The organism is Rubrivivax sp. JA1026 (assembly GCF_011065555.1).
In the GTDB taxonomy this organism is placed as follows: Bacteria; Pseudomonadota; Gammaproteobacteria; order Burkholderiales; family Burkholderiaceae_C; genus Rubrivivax; species Rubrivivax benzoatilyticus.
Genome location: NZ_JAALCQ010000025.1, coordinates 1 through 593, shown reverse-complemented (window position 1 = coordinate 593; position 593 = coordinate 1). Strand labels below are relative to the sequence as shown.

Genomic DNA, 593 nt, shown 5'->3' with positions numbered 1-593 from the left:
CCGCTGGTCACCAAGAACAGCTTCCGCTTCCTGCAGACGCTCAACAACCTGGGCCCGGCGCCCGAGCCCAACCTGACCGTGCTGTGGTCGGAGCAGCTGCCGCAGGGCTTCAAGGACTTCTGCGCCAAGACCTCCATCGACACCTGCTCGGTGCAGTACGAGAACGACGACCTGATGCGTCCGTACTGGGGCGACGACTACGGCATCGCCTGCTGCGTGTCGGCGATGCGCATCGGCAAGCAGATGCAGTTCTTCGGCGCGCGCGCCAACCTGGCCAAGGCGCTGCTGTACGCGATCAACGGCGGCCGTGACGAAGTCAGCGGCGAGCAGGTCGGCCCGGTCACCGAGCCGATCACCGGCGAGCTGCTCGACTACGACGAGGTCGTCGCCAAGTTCGTGCCGACGATGGAGTGGCTGTCGGGCGTCTACATGAAGTCGCTCAACGCGATCCACTTCATGCACGACAAGTACGCCTACGAGCGCATCGAGATGGCGCTGCACGACCGCGACATCCTGCGCACGATGGCCTGCGGCATCGCCGGGCTGTCGGTGGTCGCGGACTCGCTGTCGGCGATGCGCCACGCCAAGGTGCA

The 593-nt window shown here is 65.9% G+C and carries 1 protein-coding gene; it reads left to right on the top strand.

Annotation, left to right across the window (positions count from 1 at the left end):
* Positions 1–593: pyruvate formate lyase family protein (locus tag G5B56_RS19755; RefSeq protein ID WP_310733813.1), on the top strand; the 593-nt coding region annotated here is incomplete at both ends.